This is a genomic window from Helicobacter sp. 23-1045 (genome assembly GCF_053654655.1).
In genome coordinates this window covers 50,120-69,460 of sequence record NZ_JBSIUR010000005.1, presented here as the reverse complement: position 1 = coordinate 69,460, position 19,341 = coordinate 50,120, and the positions used below count along the sequence as shown (strand labels likewise).

The 19,341-nt window shown below is 40.2% G+C and carries 21 protein-coding genes; 15 read left to right on the top strand and 6 right to left on the bottom strand.

The annotated features are described in order from the left end of the window. Positions 1–10 precede the first annotated feature (10 nt). Genes clpX through ACWIUE_RS06440 form a run of 3 tightly spaced genes read left to right on the top strand, consistent with a single transcriptional unit; the run spans position 11 to position 3,326 of the window. The gene (gene clpX / locus ACWIUE_RS06450) at positions 11–1,294 is read left to right on the top strand and encodes an ATP-dependent Clp protease ATP-binding subunit ClpX (protein WP_454135892.1); all 1,284 of its coding nucleotides are present in this window, start codon (positions 11–13) and stop codon (positions 1,292–1,294) included. 10 nt (positions 1,295–1,304) lie between these two features. Then, entirely contained in the window at positions 1,305–2,342 is a 1,038-nt protein-coding gene (locus ACWIUE_RS06445) for a rod shape-determining protein (RefSeq protein ID WP_454135891.1), read from the top strand. Between the two features lie 6 nt (positions 2,343–2,348). After that, entirely contained in the window at positions 2,349–3,326 is a 978-nt protein-coding gene (locus tag ACWIUE_RS06440; RefSeq protein WP_454135890.1) for a rod shape-determining protein MreC, read from the top strand. Here ACWIUE_RS06440 and fliI read toward each other — a convergent pair. Then, positions 3,319–4,635, bottom strand: a complete 1,317-nt coding sequence (fliI, locus tag ACWIUE_RS06435; RefSeq protein WP_454135889.1) for a flagellar protein export ATPase FliI — start codon at positions 4,633–4,635, stop codon at positions 3,319–3,321. The two genes, ACWIUE_RS06440 and fliI, sit on opposite strands and share 8 nt — an antisense overlap. Before the next feature lie 82 nt (positions 4,636–4,717). Between fliI and tig the strand changes: the two genes are divergently transcribed. The 9 genes from tig (at position 4,718) to ACWIUE_RS06390 (ending at position 12,712) form a co-directional block, all read left to right on the top strand. Further along, the gene (tig, locus tag ACWIUE_RS06430) at positions 4,718–6,157 is read left to right on the top strand and encodes a trigger factor (RefSeq protein ID WP_454135888.1); all 1,440 of its coding nucleotides are present in this window, start codon (positions 4,718–4,720) and stop codon (positions 6,155–6,157) included. After that, positions 6,078–6,761 (top strand): ATP-dependent Clp endopeptidase proteolytic subunit ClpP, encoded by a 684-nt coding sequence (gene clpP / locus ACWIUE_RS06425; RefSeq protein WP_454135989.1) that lies wholly within the window; start codon positions 6,078–6,080, stop codon positions 6,759–6,761. The genes tig and clpP overlap by 80 nt, the downstream gene beginning before the upstream one ends. Next, positions 6,758–7,855, top strand: coding sequence for a GGDEF domain-containing protein (locus ACWIUE_RS06420; protein ID WP_454135887.1), 1,098 nt, complete (start codon positions 6,758–6,760; stop codon positions 7,853–7,855). Before clpP ends, ACWIUE_RS06420 begins: the two co-directional genes overlap by 4 nt. Before the next feature lie 110 nt (positions 7,856–7,965). After that, positions 7,966–8,196: a YdcH family protein gene (locus ACWIUE_RS06415; protein WP_454135886.1), complete on the top strand. Its 231-nt coding sequence runs from the start codon at positions 7,966–7,968 to the stop codon at positions 8,194–8,196. A gap of 72 nt (positions 8,197–8,268) precedes the next feature. Beyond that, positions 8,269–9,912 (top strand): glutamine hydrolyzing CTP synthase, encoded by a 1,644-nt coding sequence (gene pyrG, locus ACWIUE_RS06410; protein WP_454135885.1) that lies wholly within the window; start codon positions 8,269–8,271, stop codon positions 9,910–9,912. Beyond that, entirely contained in the window at positions 9,896–11,473 is a 1,578-nt protein-coding gene (locus ACWIUE_RS06405; RefSeq protein WP_454135884.1) for a single-stranded-DNA-specific exonuclease RecJ, read from the top strand. The genes pyrG and ACWIUE_RS06405 overlap by 17 nt, the downstream gene beginning before the upstream one ends. Beyond that, entirely contained in the window at positions 11,473–12,078 is a 606-nt protein-coding gene (locus tag ACWIUE_RS06400; RefSeq protein WP_454135883.1) for a DUF1796 family putative cysteine peptidase, read from the top strand. The genes ACWIUE_RS06405 and ACWIUE_RS06400 overlap by 1 nt, the downstream gene beginning before the upstream one ends. Continuing rightward, on the top strand, positions 11,996–12,277 hold the full coding sequence (locus ACWIUE_RS06395; protein WP_454135991.1) for a hypothetical protein: 282 nt from the start codon (positions 11,996–11,998) through the stop codon (positions 12,275–12,277). The genes ACWIUE_RS06400 and ACWIUE_RS06395 overlap by 83 nt, the downstream gene beginning before the upstream one ends. A 51-nt stretch (positions 12,278–12,328) precedes the next feature. Next, positions 12,329–12,712: a hypothetical protein gene (locus ACWIUE_RS06390; RefSeq protein ID WP_454135882.1), complete on the top strand. Its 384-nt coding sequence runs from the start codon at positions 12,329–12,331 to the stop codon at positions 12,710–12,712. Positions 12,713–12,797: 85 nt separating this feature from the next. On the opposite strand, the gene ACWIUE_RS06385 is transcribed toward ACWIUE_RS06390, so the two are convergent. From ACWIUE_RS06385 to ruvC, 5 genes are all read right to left on the bottom strand, one after another. Then, complete coding sequence (locus ACWIUE_RS06385) at positions 12,798–12,944, bottom strand: hypothetical protein (RefSeq protein WP_454135881.1); 147 nt, start codon at positions 12,942–12,944, stop codon at positions 12,798–12,800. Beyond that, the gene (locus tag ACWIUE_RS06380; RefSeq protein ID WP_454135880.1) at positions 12,938–13,078 is read right to left on the bottom strand and encodes a hypothetical protein; all 141 of its coding nucleotides are present in this window, start codon (positions 13,076–13,078) and stop codon (positions 12,938–12,940) included. The genes ACWIUE_RS06385 and ACWIUE_RS06380 overlap by 7 nt, the downstream gene beginning before the upstream one ends. 11 nt (positions 13,079–13,089) lie before the next feature. Continuing rightward, positions 13,090–13,434, bottom strand: a complete 345-nt coding sequence (locus tag ACWIUE_RS06375; RefSeq protein WP_454135879.1) for a hypothetical protein — start codon at positions 13,432–13,434, stop codon at positions 13,090–13,092. Between the two features lie 73 nt (positions 13,435–13,507). Beyond that, complete coding sequence (locus ACWIUE_RS06370; protein WP_454135878.1) at positions 13,508–13,648, bottom strand: hypothetical protein; 141 nt, start codon at positions 13,646–13,648, stop codon at positions 13,508–13,510. Positions 13,649–13,685: 37 nt separating this feature from the next. Continuing rightward, positions 13,686–14,159 (bottom strand): crossover junction endodeoxyribonuclease RuvC, encoded by a 474-nt coding sequence (gene ruvC / locus ACWIUE_RS06365; protein ID WP_454135877.1) that lies wholly within the window; start codon positions 14,157–14,159, stop codon positions 13,686–13,688. A gap of 126 nt (positions 14,160–14,285) precedes the next feature. Here ruvC and dnaA point away from each other — a divergent pair, with 126 nt between their 5' ends. The 3 genes from dnaA to gyrB all read left to right on the top strand — a co-directional run bounded on the left by dnaA (position 14,286) and on the right by gyrB (position 19,247). Further along, positions 14,286–15,599 (top strand): chromosomal replication initiator protein DnaA, encoded by a 1,314-nt coding sequence (dnaA, locus tag ACWIUE_RS06360; protein WP_454135875.1) that lies wholly within the window; start codon positions 14,286–14,288, stop codon positions 15,597–15,599. Positions 15,600–15,756: 157 nt separating this feature from the next. Beyond that, on the top strand, positions 15,757–16,869 hold the full coding sequence (dnaN, locus tag ACWIUE_RS06355) for a DNA polymerase III subunit beta (protein ID WP_454135873.1): 1,113 nt from the start codon (positions 15,757–15,759) through the stop codon (positions 16,867–16,869). Between the two features lie 62 nt (positions 16,870–16,931). Further along, positions 16,932–19,247 carry a DNA topoisomerase (ATP-hydrolyzing) subunit B gene (gene gyrB / locus ACWIUE_RS06350; RefSeq protein ID WP_454135871.1) on the top strand — a complete coding sequence of 772 codons (2,316 nt, stop codon included), beginning with the start codon at positions 16,932–16,934 and terminating at the stop codon, positions 19,245–19,247. The last annotated feature ends 94 nt before the right edge of the window (positions 19,248–19,341 follow it).

Below are 19,341 nucleotides of genomic sequence, written 5' to 3'. Positions count from 1 at the left end.
GCGAGATTTTATGAAAAAAGAATGCTATTTTTGCCACTGCAAGGATTCAAGCAACAATCCCATTCACACCAAAAAAGGCGTTTTTGTTTGCAAAAGTTGCTATTCGAATAAAGAAATCGAGGCGATTTTCGCTAGTGAGGATACACTGCGAATGTTTATGGCGCAAGTCGCAATGCAGGGCAATTTTCGCACACACGAGCACGAAGAAGTCGATTTTAGCGCCATTTCGCCAAAGGATTTGAAAGCCGCGCTTGATGATTATGTGATAGGGCAGGATAGGGCAAAAAAGTTGCTCTCAGTCGCCGTTTATAATCATTATAAGCGAATCTCGCAAATAAACGCAGAATCTAGCGATGATGGCGTAGAAATCGCAAAGTCAAATATTTTATTGCTCGGTCCCACAGGCAGTGGCAAAACGCTTATGGCGCAGACTTTTGCGAAATTTTTAGATGTGCCTATTGCGATAAGCGATGCCACGAGCTTAACTCAGGCGGGATATGTGGGCGAAGATGTGGAAAATATCATCACACGCCTTTATCAAGCGGCAGATTACGATATAGAGCGCACAGAAAAGGGCATAATTTTCATCGATGAGATTGATAAAATCGCGCGTGTTAGCGAAAATCGCTCCATTACCCGCGATGTCTCTGGCGAGGGCGTGCAACAAGCATTGCTAAAAATAATCGAAGGCAGTTTGGTAAATATTTCTCCGCAAGGTGGGCGCAAACACCCGCACCAAGAGTTCGTGCAAATAAACACCGAAAATATTTTATTTATCTGCGGAGGCGCGTTTGATGGGCTAAATGACATTATCAAACGCCGTTTGGGTAGCAATATGTTAGGATTCACCACTGAGAAAAAGGCGATTAACAATGACGAAAATTACTTTCATTTGGTGGATTCAAGCGATTTGATGAATTATGGAATGATACCTGAGCTAATCGGGCGACTTCATATTATCGCTACGCTTGATGAGATTGATGAAAGGGCAATGCTAAATATTCTCTTAAAGCCCAAAAACTCGCTCATTCGCCAATATCAAAAGATTTTTGCGTTAGATAATGTCGCTTTGGAGTTTGAGGAAAGTGCGCTAAGACTAATCGTCCAAAAGGCAATCGAGCGCAAAACGGGCGCAAGGGCGTTGCGTGCGATTATGGAGGGCTTAATGGTTGATTTAATGTTTGATATAAAAGACTACGCAAATGCTAAATTAGTCATCACAAGCGACTTTGTGACGGGCAAAAGCGCGCCTACGCTCATAAAAAACAAAGCAAAGAAAAAAGAAATTATTTGAAAGGAAAAAGATGATTTTAGATAGTATCATAGGGCTATTTTCACAAGATATTGCGATAGATTTGGGGACGGCAAATACGATTGTTTTGGTGCGCGGCAAGGGCATTGTGATAAACGAGCCTAGCATTGTCGCGGTGCAAAATAACAAATACGGGCGAAGCAAAGTCCTAGCAGTCGGCAAAGAAGCAAAGGAAATGTTAGGCAAAACGCCAAGTGGCATTGAGGCGATTCGCCCTATGCGAAATGGCGTGATTGCGGACTTTGAGATGACAGAAAAGATGATTCGCTATTTTATCGAAAAGACGCACGATAGAAAGCGATTTATCCGCCCTCGCATTGCTGTTTGCGTCCCTTATGGGCTTACAAGCGTGGAAAAAAAGTCCGTCATTGAGTCCGCTATGAGTGCTGGTGCTAGAAAAGTAGGAACGATTGATGAGCCGATGGCAGCGGCAATCGGCGCAGGTTTGCCTATCAAAGACCCGCAGGGAAGCTTGATAGTGGATATCGGCGGAGGGACTACTGAAATTGGCGTGGTTTCACTTGGCGGACTTGTTATTAGCAAATCTATTCGCGTGGCAGGGGATAAGATGGATGAATCGATTGTCGATTATGTCCGCAAAAAGTATAATCTTTTGATTGGCGAGCGCACAGGCGAGGAAATCAAGCTAAAAATCGGCTGTGCCTACCCACTTGAAAAAACCATCAGTATGCAGGTAAAGGGGCGCGACCAAGTTAGCGGACTGCTAAATACCATTGAGCTAACTAGCGAGGACATAAGAGACGCGATAAAAGAGCCACTGCGCGACATTGTCGATGTGCTAAAATCTGTGCTTGAAGTTATGCCACCGGATTTATCGGGCGATATTGTGGAAAATGGCGTGGTGCTAACGGGTGGCGGGGCTCTTATTCGCGGACTTGATAAATACATAAGCGAGATTGTGAAACTGCCCGTTTATGTCGCGGATGAGCCACTTTTGAGCGTGGCAAAAGGCACAGGCAAGGCGATGGAGGATGATGAGATTTTCGAGCAATTATTCTATGAGGACTAATGACGCTTGAAAAAACGGAGCAGAATCTGGCTGTGGAGCTGTATTTTAGCTGTTTTTATTTTATTTTTGGCGGGAGTGAATAATGATATTTTTCGCTACGGCGTGGCGTTTGGAAATAAAATTAGAGACAATATAAATGACGCCACCTCCGCAATCAGCGAGACTTTCGCCACCTACAAAAATCAAAGCGCGCAAATTAGCGAACTTAAAAACATAAAAATCCAAAAAGAGCAAAACGACATAATCATCGCAAACCTACAAAGCGAAGTGGCGAAAATGCGCTCCCTAACGCAAACAAACATAAAGCCACTCGAAGTCAGTGCAACGCTCGTGCGCGCGTATTCATTTGTAGAGATGGGGCAGTATTTGCGAGTGTGGCTAAAAGTGCAAAATCCCGCGAAAATCGCAGAATCTGCGGTAGATTCTGCGCCAAAATTAGATTCTGCGAATGCGCGAGATTCTGCGAATAATTTTTCACTAGATTCTGCGCCAAAAATCGCAGAATCTAGGCAATTTTTCACACCAAACACACTAGATTCTGCGAAAAACCCCACACTAGATTCTGCGAAAAAAGTTTCCACGCCAAATCCCACAAATCCCCCCGCAAAAGAAAAGATTTACGGACTTATAAAAGACGGCTACACCGCTGGTATCGCCCTTTACAAAGATGGATTATTGCAAGGGATTTTGAATGGCGACTCAAAAGTCAGCTACGGCGTATTTGTAGGCGAAAACAAAAATATAGGCATTTTACAAACGGACATCAGTGGAAATGTCGTAGTGAAATACATCGCCGCGTGGCAGGACATAAAAGAGGGCGATGAAGTCATCACAAGCGGATTGGATGGCATTTTTTTTGAGGGCATTGGCGTGGGGAGAGTGAAAAATGTGCGCGATGAGTTTAGCTATATCGTGGCGGAGGTGGATTTGTATAATCAAAATGATGAAATTGGGTATTTTTGGATGGTGGATTTATCTAACTAAAAATCGCCTCTAACTGCCTATAAATCTCATCAAAATCGCTAAGATTCTGCGAATCTTGCTCCAAAAATCGCTCCATCCTCTCTTTTTTCTCAATCGCAGAATCTAACTCTTTGTCGCTACCTTTTTGATATGAACCGATGCGGATTAAAATCTCATTATCCTTCAAAAGTGCGTAGTTCTTGCGGAATTTTGCCACACTCTCCAAATGCTTTTGCGAAACCAAGTCTTTTGTCATCACACGCGAAGTTGAAGCGAGAATGTCGATAGGCGGGTAAATCCCCTTTTCGCTTAACTCACGCGATAGCGCGATATGCCCATCCAAAATGCTTCTGCTATGGTCGGCGATTGGGTCGCTCAAATCATCGCCCTCAACCAAAATCGTAAAAAACGCCGTAATCGAACCTTTGCCCTTTTCCTTTCCCGCTCGCTCCATCAACTGCGGAAGCAAAGAAAACACCGATGGCGGATAACCTTTACTCGCAGGCGACTCGCCTAAAAATAGTCCAATTTCCCTCTGCGCTTGGGCAAATCGCGTGACGGAATCCATCATAAAAAGCACATCACATCCTTTATTTTTGAAATACTCCGCAATCGCCATCGCGCTAAATGCGCCATATTTTCGCATAAACGCAGAATCATCGCTAGTCGCCACGACAATTATTGTGTTGCTTAAATCTCCGCCCAAGTTTCGCTCTACAAACTCCGGCACTTCCCGCCCTCGCTCGCCGATGAGCGCGACAACTTTGATTTGCGCTTTGCTTCCGCGCACTATCATTCCCATAAGCGTGGATTTTCCCACGCCACTTCCCGCGAAAATCCCCATTTTCTGCCCTTTGCCACAAGTCAAAAGTCCATCAATGCTTTTTATCCCCACGCTAAAAATTTCATCGATTAGTCCGCGCTTCATCGCCATTATCGGCGCGCTTAAAATGGGGACAAACTCATCTTTTTTAATCTCGCCTTTGCCATCGATGGGATTTGCAAAAGTATTTACGATTCGCCCTAAAAGCGCGTCTCCCACGCCGATTTTAAGTCCCTTTTGCGAGAGAAAAACCTTATCGCCGATTTTGTATCCGTGCGTGGAGGTAAAGGGGATAATGGAAAATGTATCGATATTGATTGCACTTACAATGCCATTTAGCGCGTCACCTGCGGTAGATTCTGCGTTTTGAATGCGGATTATATCGCCAATTGAGGTTCTTAAACCTCGCGCTTTGATTACATCTTCATTTATTTGCACGACTTCCCCAAAATAGGGCGATAAGTCGATTTTATCTTGCAGTTTTTCTTTTAACTTTGAGAGTGGCATTGAAAATCCTAAAATATTTTTTGGAATTATAGATAATATTTGTGATAAAATGCCACTTTATTTTTAAAAATAGGATTGAAATATGATTGAGAAACTAAACAGCGCAAATATCGCAATTAAGGACAAAATCGATTGTAGCATAGTGGATTTAAAGCGAAATAAAATCGCGCAAAATCTCGCAAAAAATCTAAAAATCGATGGTTTTAGAAAAGGCAAAGTTCCCATAAAAGTCGTAGAATCGCGCCACAAAGAGCAAATTACCCAAGAGGCGCAAAACGAAGCATTAAATGACTGCATTCAAAAGCACCTAAAAGACGCAAATATCGCGCAAAATAGCGTGATTGGCAGTGCGATTTTTGATAAATTTGAAGTGGCGGATGGAAATATTGAGTTTGAGGCGAAATTAGGACTTTTGCCTGAAATAAATTTGGCAGATTTGAAAAAGTCCATCCCGCAAATAAATCTCAAAAAAATCGACAAAAAGGCGGTTGATGAGCGATTAGCGATTTTTGCAAAAAATAGTGGCGAGTTAATCGAAGTGGATAAAAACGCAGAATCTGGCGACATTGCAAATATCGACTTTGAAGGATTTATCGATGGGAGCGCGTTTGAGGGCGGAAGTGCGAAAGGATTTGACTTGGAACTCGGCAGTAAATCTTTCATCGATGGATTTGAAAGCGGACTGCTTGGCGCAAAAAAAGGCGATGAAAAAACGCTAAATTTGGAGTTTCCAAAGGATTATGCGGAGCATTTGGCAGGGAAAAAATGCGAATTCAAAGTCAAAATCAACGCCATTAAAAAGCGAGATTCTGCGCCGATAGACGATGATTTAGCAAAAAAGGTGCTTTCAAATAACGCAGAGGCGAAGTTAGAGGATTTGGAAGCGTTTATCAAAACGCAGTTAGAAAGCGAGGCGAAAAGCACCGCATTTAACGAGGTAAAACCCGCACTTGTCGAAAATCTGCTAAAAGATTTCACATTTGATTTACCGCAAAATATCATCGAGCAGGAAATGGATATAGTGTTTAGAAACGCCCTGCACAAACTAAATGAAGGCGAGTTAAAAGAACTGCAAGAAAACAAGCAAAAGGCAAAAGAGAAGCGCGAGACGCACCGCGCGGAGGCGGAAAAAAGTGTGCGATTGACTTTCATAGTCGATACCTACGCAAAGGCGAATAATATCAAAGTCGCGGATGGCGAACTTTATCAAATGCTTTATTACGAAGCGATGATGAGTGGGCAAAATCCAAAGGATTTGGCGGATAGTTACGAAAAAAGCGGAATGTTTCCGGCGATAAAAATGACGATTTTGGAAAATAAAGTGCTAAATCATATTTTAGATTCTGCGGATTCTGCGGATTTGGCGAAAAAAGCAGATTCTGCGAAAAGTGCGTCTAATTCGTCATTGCGAGAGAGCGAAGCGAACGCGGCAATCCAAAAAAATAAAGATTGCCACGATTCTGCTAACGCAGAATCTCGCACGAAAAACGCAGAATCCACGCAAAACGCAGAATCTAAATAAAAAAAGGGGCGAAAAAATGAACTATATTCCTTATGTGATTGAGAAAACTTCTCGCGGGGAGCGCAGTTATGATATTTACTCGCGACTTTTAAAAGATAGGGTTGTAATGCTTAGCGGGGCGATTGATGATTTTGTGGCGAGTTCGATTGTCGCGCAGTTGCTATTTTTGGAGGCGGAGGACCCGCAAAAAGATATTTTTCTTTATATAAATTCGCCCGGTGGCGTGGTTACAAGCGGATTAAGCATTTATGATACGATGAATTATATAAAACCTGATATTTCGACAATTTGCATCGGGCAGGCGGCGTCAATGGGCGCATTTCTTTTGAGTAGCGGGACGAAGGGCAAGCGATATGCTTTGCCAAATGCTAGGATTATGATTCATCAACCGCTTGGCGGAGCGAGCGGACAGGCAAGCGATATTCAAATCCACGCACAAGAGATTCTGCGAATAAAGGGCGAGTTAAATAAAATTTTGGTGAAAAATACGGGGCAGAGCATTAAAAAAATCCAAACCGACACCGATAGGGATTTTTTTATGAGTGCCAAAGAGGCGAAGGATTATGGCATAATCGATGATGTTTTGGGAAAAAGTTTGAAATGATTAGACTGCAAACGGAAGTAGATTTAGGCGCAGAATCCACCGCAGAATCTGCCGAAATGGCGGATAAAGTTTGCGAGTTAGATTCTGCGGATTCTGCGGATTTAGATTCTGCAAATGGCGGAGATTCTGCGAATTTTAGCGCAGAATCTTCGCAAAACGCAGAATCTATCGAGGACTTTTCTACCCAAGTTTTCAAAACGCTTCTTAGCAAAAATATCCCGCCACTTCCGCTAAATTATCAAACTTATTTTGAGACGCTTTTAAATACGAAAAGTATCGAGTTTCAAAAGCAAATTAGCGCGATGACTGAAAGTGGCGTGGAGAATGACGAGCGGAACATAACCTTTGAAAAGAGCATACACAGCGCATTTGCAAACACTCGCGATATTTTGAAATGCACGCAAAATATTTATAAAAATCTCATCATTATGAATGATATTGAGAAAAAGTGGAGTTTGGATTTAGCGCACAATAGAAGCGCAAATCACTTTTCAAAGGAAACGCAAAGCATTCAAAATGAGATTGATTTGCAAATAAATCAGTTGAAAAATCTCTACCAAAAATGCAATCAAATTTTGGAAAATATCAACACAAACACGATGTATGACCAAAATTTCGACACTTATAACAAGCGATATTTTATTTATTTAGTGCAAAATGAGCAAAAAATGGTGGAGAAGTTCGCCCACGCGAGCACGATTATAATGATGTCGCTTCCGCTTGGTGTCACGAGATATTTGCAAAACGACCAAACAACCGCCCTTGTGGTGATGAAAACCGTCGCAAAACTACTGCTAAAAACCTCCCGCCGAAGCGATATTATTGGATATATCGGCAATGGGATTTTTGCGATGCTGCTCCGCAACTGCGATATTTTGGCGAGTAAAAATGCAAGCGAGCGACTTCTTGCGCTAATGCAAAATACGAATGTATTTTTGGGGAGGCGAGAGATTTGCTTGGATTTGAATATTGGCATTGCAAAATTGCTCCCAAATCGCAACGCAGAATCTACGCTAAACTTCGCCATAAACGCCCTACGAAAGGCACAAAGGGAAAATGCACCTTATAATATTTATGAAGAGGATGGCGGGTAGATTCTGCGAATTTTGTGAGATTCTGCGATAATTTAAGCGAATCGCAGAATCTACAAATATTTTTAAGTTTCACAAAGTATAATTTCGCATTTTAAAAATTGGAGGTAAAAATGCTACACGAATATAGAGAAGAAATCGCGCAATTAAAGGCGCAAAATCCACATTTTGCTAGGATTTTTGAAGAACACAATGAGTTAGATGATAGGATTAAAGAAGTCGAAGCAGGCGGGGGCGAATATGTCGATGAGTTTGAGTTAGATACGATGAAAAAGCAAAAATTGCGCCTAAAAGACGAAGCTTACGCGATGGTGTTAGAGTTTAAGAAAAATCAGGGCAAGTAGATTTGCGCTAGATTTTAGTAAAGATTCGGCACAATTTAGGCAAGATTCGCGCAAGATATTGGTTAGATTCAAATGCAACCCAAATATATTTTCGTTACAGGCGGTGTGCTTAGCTCTCTTGGCAAGGGCATATCCGCTTCGTCAATCGCCACACTTATCAAACACGCAAATCACAAGGTTTCTATCCTAAAAATCGACCCTTACATAAATATCGACCCCGGCACGATGAGTCCGCTTGAACACGGCGAAGTTTTTGTAACCTATGATGGCGCGGAGACGGATTTGGATTTGGGGCATTATGAGCGATTTTTGGATATAAATTTAAGCGCGAAGCACAATTTCACCACAGGGCAGATTTATCTATCCGTCATCGAAAAAGAACGCAGTGGCTTTTATTTGGGCAAAACGATTCAAATCGTCCCGCATATCGTTGATGAAATCAAAGAGCGCATAAAAGACGCGGGGAAAAACAGCGAATTTTTGATTGTTGAGCTTGGTGGGACGGTTGGCGACATTGAGGGAATGCCGTATTTGGAGGCGATGAGGCAACTCAAACACGAGTTAGGCTCATCAATGGTGATTAGCATTCATGTAACGCTAATCCCGCTAATAAAAGCCGCAGGGGAGCTAAAAACAAAGCCCACGCAGCACTCCGTGCAAGAACTTCGCCGAATCGGCATTAGTCCGCAAATCATTTTGGCGCGGTGCGAACGCCCACTCTCACGCGATTTAAAGCAAAAGCTATCAATGTCGTGCGATGTGGATAATGACTGCGTGATTGTGGTAGAAGACTCTGATAGCATTTACAAAGTCCCGCTAAATCTGATGAGAGAAAATATCCTAACGCCCATTGCGCGTTACTTTAATATCCCGCCCATTGAACCACAAATGCAAAATTGGGATTTGCTAGTAAAGCGCATCATCTCCCCAAATAGCGAGGTAAAAATCGCATTTGTCGGCAAATACTTGGATTTAAAGGAATCGTATAAATCGCTAATCGAAGCTCTCACGCACAGCGGGGCGCACACGGATACAAAAATCAACATTAAGTGGATTGATAGCTCTAAGCTTAAATCCAAAAATATCGATGATGAAATGCGCGATATTGATGGGATTTTAATACCCGGGGGCTTTGGAGAGCGCGGAATCGATGGCAAGATTTTGGCGATAGAATACGCTAGGACGCACAATGTGCCGTTTTTGGGAATTTGCCTTGGAATGCAACTTGCCTTAATCGAATTTGCTAGAAATGTTTTGGGGTTAAAAAATGCCAACAGCGCGGAGTTTGACAAAGATACAGATGAGCCTATCATCTACCTCATCGAAGATTTCATCGACCAAAATGGCAAAAGTCAATTTAGAACGCACAATTCGCCTATGGGAGGCACTATGCGACTTGGCGAATATCCCTGCCACCTAAAAAAAGGCACAAAGATTCATAGCGCGTATAACAGCGATTTGATAAAAGAACGCCACCGCCACCGCTACGAAGCAAATGTGAAATACCGCGAAATTTTTGAAAAAAATGGCGTCATCATTAGTGGCGAATCAAATGGGCTAATTGAGGCAATCGAGCTAAAAAATCACGCTTGGTTTGTCGCCGTGCAGTTTCACCCTGAATTTACCTCCAAACTCCAAAGCCCAAATCCTATCATTTTGGAATTTATAAAACAGGCAAAATCCCTAAAATGCGCTAAAAATGAGCCTAAAAGATAAAATTTTAAGCATTTTTGAATCGCGCAATTTAAGCGAACTACAATCCAAAAATATCCCCGCACCCGCCACGATGAGCGGTATCGCTGAGGCTAGTGAGATTATCGTTAGCGCGATTGAATCAAACAAAAAAATCGCAATCATAGGCGACTATGATGTCGATGGCGTAAGCTCATCTTGCATAATGGAGGGCTTTTTTAAGGCTTTGGGCTATCACAATTTCATCATAAAAATCCCAAATAGATTCATTGATGGCTATGGAATCTCCACGCGAATGGTAAAAATTTACAACACAGACATTTATATTAGCGTAGATAACGGCATTACAGCATTTGAAGTGGCGGATTTTTGCGCAGAGCGTGGCAAGATTCTAATCATAACCGACCACCATAAACCTTTGATTGAAAATGGCGCGGAGATTCTCCCAAAGGCAAGCGTGATTATAAACCCAAATCAGCGCAAATGCAACTTTTTGCAAAAGGAAGTCTGTGGGGCGGTTGTGGCGTGGTATCTTTGCGCTGGGATTAAGTGTGAGTTCGCAAAGCGTGGGATTTCACGCGCAAAAAATATCGATTTGCTCGCATTTACGCCGTTTTTGAGCCTTGCGATTATTAGCGACATTATGCCTTTGACTTCGTTAAATCGCACACTTTATAAATTAGGTGTGAAGCGAATCAATAGCGAAAAAAACGGCGTTTTTGCGCTTTTGCGAGAGGAATTTGGCGAGAGATTCAAAACAAATAAAATAATAGATTCACAAAAATTAGCCTTTTATATCACACCGCTTTTAAACTCCGCTGGGCGCGTAAAAAATGCGCGTTTGGCTTTTAAATTTCTAACCGCCAAAAATCCCAAAATCGCGCTAAATTTGCTACAAATTTTAAGAGAAACAAACGAATGGCGCAAAAAACTAACAAACGAAGTTTTCGCGCAATCGCTTGAATGCGCCGTTGAGCGCGAAAAAATCGCCTATGCCATAGGACAATGGAATGACGGCGTGATAGGCATTGTAGCAGCGCGAATCGCCGATAAATTTGGCAAAAGCGCGTTTTGCTTTAATCTAAAAAACGGCAAGTTAAAAGGCTCTGGACGCGCAAGAGATGGCGTAAATCTCATCGCTTCGATTCAGCAATGCAGTGCGCATTTATTGCGATTTGGCGGACATAGCGGGGCGGTTGGGCTAAATTTAAAGAGTGAAAATTTAGAATCTTTCATAGATTCGCTTGAATCAAATCTAATTTTTAGCGAAAAATGCGCTGAATCCGCCGCAATAAGCGCGAATCTAAATGAAATAAATATGGAGATTTTGGAGATTTTGGAAGCTTACGAGCCGTATGGCAATGAAAATGCGATGATTTGCTTTGAATCTATTGCTGTGGTGCGCGATTCGCAAATTATCAAAGATTTGCACCAAAAGTTAAGCTTTAAAAATGCGACATTTAGGGCTATTTTGTTTAATAATACGCAAGATTTTGTGGGGCAAAAAGTGCGAATCCACTACCACATAAAGCGCAATTTTTATAACGAAATCGAAGCGCAAATAGCCGATATAAGGCAAATATAATGAATCCTTATCCTTTTTTGCTTTTCATTGCGCTTAAAGTTTTTAAAATCATCTCCGCACTCATTCCAAATGCAAATCTACGCCGAAATGCGCGAAATCTGCCCTTTATCATCTCACGCCACATTTGCCAAATATCAAAGCAAAATCTAATCAAAGCAGACATTTTCATAAGCGTAGGCGATGCGTGCAAACCCGCGCTTCATTTGAGAGAATATGGATTGCGAAAATTATCATCTCCGCTTGATTGGATGATGAATTATTCACTAGATGAGGCGCATAGGTGCTTTTGCGTGGAATTTGGCGACTTTTTTGAAAAATGCTATGATAGTGGAAGTGCGGAGGGCAAAGAGCGCAATGTCGTTTCGATTAGCAATGATGAAATGATAAGCATTCACGCATTTCCTAAAAATGTCGCGTTAGATGAATATTTGCCGACATTTAGGGCAAAAATGCAAAGGCGATTTCAAAAAATCAAAGCAAAGATTTTGGATTCGCAAACCATCGCTTTGGTGGCGTCAAGGAATGATAACGTGGATAAAATCGCTGATTTTGGGTGCAAAATGCAAATGTTGTTTAAAAATTGGGGGGGGGGAAAAATTTTGTAAAAAATCGCTCATCATTGTAAATATTTGCCACAAAGATGATTTTGCAAAAAATCGCGTGGAGCGCAAAATACACAATATTTGCGATGGATTGTGCGTGGTGGAATTTCTTTGCAATGATACAACTATCAATGGCAAACGCCCACATTTGGGCAATACCCTTGCGTGGCACAAAATAATATGCCAAATGACGATAAATTAAGCAATTTTTATTAAAATCTGCGTTGATATTTTTTCACAAAAAAGGGGATTTATGAGATTTTTTGGGGCGATTTTAGCAGTGTTTTTTGTTGCGTGTGGGGGATTGTCGCCTTTGGCGGAGAATATTTTGCTTTTGAGTGAGAAACCAAATGATTGCAAAATGCTTGAAAGTGCAAAAGGTGCGATTGTGGATGTCTCTGGTGCGATGAGCGATAATGCGATGAGAGAGAAAGCGATGGATTATTTAAGAGAGCGAAGTGTGAAAGTGGGCGGCGATGCGTTGCTGATTTTAAGTGCGGAGAAAAAATGGGATTATGCGCTTGGCGGATGGGAGATGGAGGTAAAAGGCGAGATTTATAAGTGTGCGGGGGATTTGGCGGAGAATAAGATAGATTCTGCGCTAGAAACTAAAAACGCAGAATCTGACGGGATTTAGGGGAGATTCTGCGGATTTTAAGATAGATTGCCACGATTCTGCGATTCACACGAAATTTTATAATTACGGATTTTTACCCACCCCCTTAATCCCCCTCCGAAAGGGAGGGGGAGAATTTGAGATATTTCGCTCGTTTCACTCGCTTAATATAACAATTTTTTTTGGATTGCTTCGATTCGGCGTTGCCGAATCTTACAATGACGAAAATATTAAAGCTGATTTGCGTTAGCAAATCACAATCGAAGTAATGGCGGTAGTGCTTTGCGTTGTTTTGGCGCGAAATGAGCGAGATAGAACTGATGGGTTCATCGAGCGAAATTTTGTGTCAAAACAACGCAAATGATTATCAAAGACACAAATTGCCAAAAAATTCTGCGTTAAATTAACTTAATCATCGCTAGAAGTAGTCCCGCAATCGCAAGTTGCGCCGTTACTAACCACTTCAATAAATCATATTTTGATTCGATGATTTTTAATTCTAACTTTTTGATTTCATCTTTTGTTTCGCTTCGCACAAGCGCAATTTCATCTTTTAACATCGCGATATCGCCCTTTGTGGCGAGTTTATCCAAATCCTTATTGCTCTGCTCCAAAATCGAATCTGCGATTTCTACGACACTATCTCTAATTTTCGCGCGATTATCGTTTGAAACGCTAGAAAAATATGTGCTTACGAAATTTTCTATCAAAATTTGAGTGCTTCTACTTACCGCCAATGCCATTTTAAAATCCTTAAATTTTTTTTAAGATTTTAGCATAAAAATTTTTAGATTCTGCGGATTTAAGATTCTTCGCTCACTTCGTTCGCTCAATATGACAATTAGCGTTACAAACAATCGAAGTAATGGCGGTGGTGCTTTGGATTATTTTTGCGTGAAACAAGCGAGATAGGACTTGTGCGTCCATCGAGCGCGGTTTTATGCAAAAATAATCCAAATGATTACCCCAGAACAAATTGCCACACCGCAAAATTTTACAAAAACCGCACATTGTAGTAATGCGTTATCCCCACCGCCATCGCGTCCGTCACATCTAGCGGCTTTATTTCTTTACTAATCCCCAAAATTTTTTTTACCATAAATGCCACTTGAATCTTATCCGCTTTGCCGTTGCCTGTGAGCGTTTTTTTGACTTGCAAAGGCGTGTATTCGGCAAAGTTGCCTAACTCTTGGATTATTTTAAAGCTAATTGCGCCCCGAAATTGCGCGAGTTTTATCACAGATTTTGGATTATACGCGTAGAAAATATCCTCCATCGCCACTGAATCAATCTTATGATTTGCCAAAATGAGATTAAATCCTTCGTTAAACTCCGCGATTTGGTGTTGCAATTTGGTTTCTTTCATTTTTATTAGTCCCGCTTCTAAAAGCGATAATTTATTTTTCTCCCCGCAAATCACCGCGTATCCGCAATTTTTCGTCCCCGGGTCAATGCCTAAAATATTCATACCTATCCTTTTTTTAAACTTATTTCACATATAATTCACATCAAATTCAACATAATTCACATCAAATTCACAGGTTTTTCACATAGTTTGGATTGTGAATTTTATCGAATATTAGCGGAGATTCAAATGATTTGGGATATTATTTTAAAAGATTTGGGTAAAAAGTTAGATTCTGCGATTTTTAATCGTTATATTAAGAATATAAAATATAACGAAGAGCAGTCAAATGCCAATGTGCGCGTGTTAGAAGTGGATAATGTGTATTTGCAAAATTGGCTAAAAACGCATTTTGCAAATCGCATTTCGTTACTTTTTGAAACACATACGGATATCAAACCAGAAATCAAATTCATTTTAAAGCAAAATTTCGCTGAATCTACCGCAGATTCTGCGATTTTCAAAGAAAAAATTATGTATAAAAACTCCGTTTTGAACGCGAGTTTTACATTTGATAACTTTGAGATTGGCAAGTCAAATGAGCACCCGCTAAAACTCGCAAAACTCGTGGCAAAAGAGCAGGGCAAAAACTACAATCCGCTTTTTATCAGCGGTAACACGGGCGTTGGCAAAACGCACTTGCTAAATGCCATCGGCAACTACAACGCCGGACAAAAAAATGTCATTTTAATCACAAGCGAAGAATTTTTGAATGATTATATGATACATTTGAGTAATAAAACTATGGAGCGATTCCGCGAGAAATACCGCAAGTGCGATTATTTGCTGATTGATGATATTCAATTTTTCAGTGGTAAAAGTAAGATTCAAGAAGAATTTTTTCAAACATTTAATATTTTAAAAAATAATAATTCGCAAATCGTGCTAACCTCCGATAAACCCATAAAAGAGCTAAATGGAATTGAAGAGCGACTAAAATCCCGCTTTGAATCAGGCATAATCTCGCGCATAAATCCGCCTGAATTTGAGCTAAAAAAGTCCATCATTAAGAAAAAATGCGAATTAGATTTGATAAAAATCAGCGATGAAATCATCGAATATATCGCAATAAATATAAATGACAATATTCGCACGATTGAGGGCATTTTAACCACCATAAATTCATTTTCATCGATTATGAATCAAGAAATTACCATCGATTTGGTGCGAAATGAGATTGAAAACAGCAAGCGAAGTAGAATTGGGCGAATCACCCTTGATGAAATCATCTTAAACACCGCAAAGCACCTAAATATCAAACCAAGCGACATCAAAAGCAAAAAGCGCACAAAGGACATTTTACTAGCGCGAAAAATCGTAATTTATTTAGGGCGCAATATCTCATCAAACTCGATGCCCGAGCTCGCCAAAGCATTGGATATGAAAGACCACAGCACAATCAGCAAAGCAGTCAAAAAAATCCAAAGCGATATTGAGAAAGATTCTGCGCTAAAACAAAAAATTTTAGAAATTCAATCAAAAATTAAAGAAATTAAAAAATAATCAAGCAAAATTATGCCAAAATATGCACATTATTTTCACATAAATAAAAACAAAAGATTCTGCGTATTTAGCGGTAGAAATTGATAGAAACGATGAGATTTTCACATATTTCACATCTCTACTACTATTACTAAGAATCTTAAATAAAGGAGAAAAAATGAAAATAGAAATCGACAAATCCACCCTTGAATCTGCCATCAGCAACATTCAGCCATTTTTAGAAAAGCGAGATAATAGCACGATAACTTCTTGCATTCTAATCATCGCTGAATCGCAAAATCTAATCCTAAAAGGCACGGATTACGAAATGGGACTTATTATAAAAGTAGAGTGCGATGTGAAAGAAGAAGGCATTTTAGCGATAAATGGTAAGAAATTTTTAGATTCGCTAAAAAGTCTAAAAGATGAGATTATCAAAATAGAAAAGAAAGATTACGGCGAAAAGGGCGAAAAATTAGAGATTAAGCAAGGTAAATCTACGATAAAATTGCCAAGCTTTATCGGCGATAATTTCCCTGAATTTCCGCAAAATTACGAAAAATCAAAGCTAAATATTGATTCAAAAAATCTAATAGATTCGCTAAAACGGCTATTGCCCGTCATTGAAATCAACAATCCGCGCACAGAATACCGCAACGCGCTAATTGACATCAAAGAATACAAATTCAACTTCGTAGCCACCGATACAAAACGACTTGAAGTCATTAGCTTTGATAGCCAAAGCGTGGATAAAATGAATTTTATGTTCCCCAAAAAGTCCATTATGGAGGTTCAAAAGCTTTTTAGCGAAGATTCAAATATTTACTTTAATGACAAACACATCATAATCGAAAATGAAAAATTCACCTTTTGGACAAAAATCCCAAATGGCAACTTTATCGATTATGAAAAAGTCATACCAAAAGACATAAAATACCGCGTCCATATTGACAAAGACAAAATCGCAGAAGCGTTAAAAATCATCAACTCTGTGTGGTTTCAAGCGCGTCTTACATTTAAAAAAGACAGCATTTTCTTTGAAGTGGTATATAGCGACAAGGATTTTGAAGCAAATGCGGAGATTGAGCTTGATAGTGAGCTAAATAAAGAATTTGCAGAAAAATTAGGCGATGAATCATTCTCAATAACGGTCAATTCAAAGCATATTTTGGACTTTGTGGCGCATATCAATACGCAAACATTTGAATTTGGCATAAATGAAAATTTACACGCTGCTTCAACGCTAAAAAGCGATAATTTCTTACTAACATTTATGCCTATTATTGATTAGATTCTGCAATAGATTCTGCGCTAAATCGCAGAATCTAAATATTTTTAAAGGACTTTGCAAAGATGAATGAATACAGCTCAAAAAATATTAAGGTTTTAAAGGGTTTAGAAGCGGTTAGAAAACGCCCGGGAATGTATATCGGCGATACGAATATCAACGGACTTCATCATATGGTTTATGAAGTGGTGGATAACTCTATCGATGAAGCGATGGCGGGATTTTGCAATAAAATCAATATCACTCTTACAAAAGATGGTAGTGTCATAGTCGAGGATAATGGGCGCGGAATCCCCGTTGATATGCACGAGGGCGAAAATCTCCCCGCTGCAACCGTTGTGCTAACCGTGCTTCACGCTGGGGGCAAATTTGACAAAGACACTTACAAAGTCTCTGGCGGACTTCACGGCGTGGGCGTTAGCGTGGTAAATGCGCTTAGCAAAAAGCTCATTATGACAATTCACAAAAATGGCAAAATCTACCGCCAAGAGTTTGCCAAAGGAATCCCACAAACACCACTTGAAATCATCGGCGATTCGACTAAAAACGGCACGACAATCGAATTTTTCCCTGATGGCGAAATAATGGAGATTACGACATTTGATAGTGATATTTTATGCAATAGATTCAAAGAAATGGCGTATTTAAACAAAAATATTGAGATAAATTTTAGCGATGAGATTGCGGGGCGAAGCGAAAAATTTCACTTTGAGGGCGGATTAAAGCAATTTGTAGAGGATTTGAATAACAATGAGTTAATCTCACAAGTCATCTTTTTTAGCGACAAAGACGGCGAAAAGGGCAATGAAGTAGAGATTGACATCGCATTAGCTTACAATAGCTCATATAGCGAAAAATTGTTAAGCTTTGTGAATAATATCCGCACAATCGAGGGCGGGACACACGAAGCAGGGTTTAGAATGGGACTTAGCCGTGCGATTATGAACTACATAAATCTAAATAGCAAAGAAAAAGACTCTAAAATTCAAGGCGATGATGTCCGTGAGGGGCTTGTGGCTGTGGTATCAGCCCGAGTTATGGACCCGCAATTTGAGGGGCAAACAAAGGGCAAATTAGGCAATTCATTTGTGCGAAATATCGTGCAACGGCTAACTTATGAAAAAATCTCTAAATTTTTTGAGGAAAATCCAAATGACGCAAAGGCGATTATTCAAAAGGCACTTTTAGCGGCAAAAGGGAGAGAAGCAGCAAAAAGGGCAAGAGAACTCACACGCAAAGAAGTAAATAGCTTTGGGACTTTGCCGGGCAAATTAGCAGATTGTCAAAGCAAAGACCCGACAATCTCTGAAATTTTTTTAGTAGAGGGCGATTCGGCTGGGGGAAGCGCGAAAACAGGCAGAGATAGGGCTTATCAAGCGATTTTGCCACTGCGCGGTAAGATTTTAAATGTTGAAAAAAGCAATATTAACAAAATCCTAAAAACCGATGAAATCATCAATATGATTACCGCCTTTGGCTGTGGCATTGACAATGAATTTGATTTGGCGAAGCTCCGCTACCACAAAATCATCTTAATGACGGACGCAGATGTCGATGGTAGCCACATACAGACGCTACTTCTCACATTTTTTTACAAATATTTGCGTCCGCTGATTGACAATGGGCATATTTATATCGCGCAACCGCCGCTTTATCTTTTTAAAAAGGGCAAAAAATCCATTTATTTGAAAGATGAGCGACATTTGAGCTCATTTCTCATCGAAAATGGCATTGAAAATTTCAACTTTGAGGGCATTGGCAATGTCGAGCTAATTGATATTTTGAAAAATATTTCGCATTATCGCGCGATTTTGAAGCGATTAGAAAAGCTGTATTTTTCAAGCAATATTTTGCGCTTTTTTATCGAAAATGATGGATTGAGAGATTTGAGTTTGGGCGATTTGTCCGCGCGTGTGGAGAAATTTTTAGGCGAATCTAATTGCAATATTTTAAACAAAATGCAAGGCGAATCTTACATTATGCTTTATGTGCAGACAAAATTAGGGCTAAATGAGCTAAAAATCAGCTATGATTTGTTTGACGACAAGTATTTTTTAGATGCGCAAAAAATCTATGGGCAAATCAAAGATAGAGATTTGGAATTTTTGGCGAATCGCGACATAATCGAATTTTTAGAGGAAATCGAAAATAGCGCGAAAAAAGGCGCAACGATTCAACGATATAAGGGGCTAGGCGAGATGAATCCCGAGCAACTTTGGGAGACTACGATGACAAAGGAAAATCGCACTTTACTTCGCGTCCAAATCGGCGATGAGGTGGAGAGTGAGGATAAGATTCGCTTATTTATGGGAAGCGAAGTCGAACCGCGCCGAAATTTTATACAAGCACACGCCAAAGAAGTCAAAAATTTGGATATTTAGATTCTGCGTTTAGATTCTGCAAAATTTGGGGAGATTCTGCGTTTTTTATATCAAATCGCAGAATCTGCGCTCTAAATTATTTAAAATTTGCAGA

What these genes read in the sequence shown, in the direction of transcription:
- dnaN (WP_454135873.1), top strand. Translation starts at nt 15,757, where the DNA reads ATGAAAATAGAAATCGACAAATCCACCCTTGAATCTGCCATCAGCAAC.
- ACWIUE_RS06415 (WP_454135886.1), top strand. Translation starts at nt 7,966, where the DNA reads ATGCTACACGAATATAGAGAAGAAATCGCGCAATTAAAGGCGCAAAAT.
- ACWIUE_RS06405 (WP_454135884.1), top strand. Translation starts at nt 9,896, where the DNA reads ATGAGCCTAAAAGATAAAATTTTAAGCATTTTTGAATCGCGCAATTTA.
- ACWIUE_RS06395 (WP_454135991.1), top strand. Translation starts at nt 11,996, where the DNA reads ATGATAACGTGGATAAAATCGCTGATTTTGGGTGCAAAATGCAAATGT.
- ACWIUE_RS06420 (WP_454135887.1), top strand. Translation starts at nt 6,758, where the DNA reads ATGATTAGACTGCAAACGGAAGTAGATTTAGGCGCAGAATCCACCGCA.
- clpX (WP_454135892.1), top strand. Translation starts at nt 11, where the DNA reads ATGAAAAAAGAATGCTATTTTTGCCACTGCAAGGATTCAAGCAACAAT.
- tig (WP_454135888.1), top strand. Translation starts at nt 4,718, where the DNA reads ATGATTGAGAAACTAAACAGCGCAAATATCGCAATTAAGGACAAAATC.
- ACWIUE_RS06400 (WP_454135883.1), top strand. Translation starts at nt 11,473, where the DNA reads ATGAATCCTTATCCTTTTTTGCTTTTCATTGCGCTTAAAGTTTTTAAA.
- gyrB (WP_454135871.1), top strand. Translation starts at nt 16,932, where the DNA reads ATGAATGAATACAGCTCAAAAAATATTAAGGTTTTAAAGGGTTTAGAA.
- fliI (WP_454135889.1), bottom strand. Translation starts at nt 4,635, where the DNA reads ATGCCACTCTCAAAGTTAAAAGAAAAACTGCAAGATAAAATCGACTTA.
- ACWIUE_RS06390 (WP_454135882.1), top strand. Translation starts at nt 12,329, where the DNA reads ATGAGATTTTTTGGGGCGATTTTAGCAGTGTTTTTTGTTGCGTGTGGG.
- ACWIUE_RS06445 (WP_454135891.1), top strand. Translation starts at nt 1,305, where the DNA reads ATGATTTTAGATAGTATCATAGGGCTATTTTCACAAGATATTGCGATA.
- ruvC (WP_454135877.1), bottom strand. Translation starts at nt 14,159, where the DNA reads ATGAATATTTTAGGCATTGACCCGGGGACGAAAAATTGCGGATACGCG.
- pyrG (WP_454135885.1), top strand. Translation starts at nt 8,269, where the DNA reads ATGCAACCCAAATATATTTTCGTTACAGGCGGTGTGCTTAGCTCTCTT.
- dnaA (WP_454135875.1), top strand. Translation starts at nt 14,286, where the DNA reads ATGATTTGGGATATTATTTTAAAAGATTTGGGTAAAAAGTTAGATTCT.
- ACWIUE_RS06375 (WP_454135879.1), bottom strand. Translation starts at nt 13,434, where the DNA reads ATGGCATTGGCGGTAAGTAGAAGCACTCAAATTTTGATAGAAAATTTC.